Genomic DNA, 255 nt, shown 5'->3' with positions numbered 1-255 from the left:
CCACGCTATCTTTGAGTGATAATACTGCTGCACAACTTACAAATGAATTTTTTATAAAGCTCAGTAAACTCATTCGTTATTGCCAATCAACTGGCCTATCACCACAGTTACTAAGCCGACTCATTCACGATTATGATATGCCAGGGGATATTACTTCTCTCTCCTTAATACCTAGCGGTCACATTAAACAATATATGGAACGCTATAACATTAATGAAGAAGAAGCATACGTTTTAGCCGGTCAAGAAATCAATA

General features: G+C 36.9%; 1 protein-coding gene. It reads left to right on the top strand.

Going from position 1 to position 255, the window contains the following annotated elements; translation table 11 throughout:
• Positions 1-255, top strand: a 255-nt coding sequence (locus ACQ96U_RS27220) for a hypothetical protein (RefSeq protein WP_431724418.1), incomplete at both ends; no start/stop codon positions are given.

The organism is Zooshikella sp. RANM57, assembly GCF_050749885.1.
Lineage (GTDB): Bacteria > Pseudomonadota > Gammaproteobacteria > Pseudomonadales > Zooshikellaceae > Zooshikella.
Note: the sequence above shows the minus strand (reverse complement) of the source record. Positions and strands in the feature narration are given on the sequence as shown.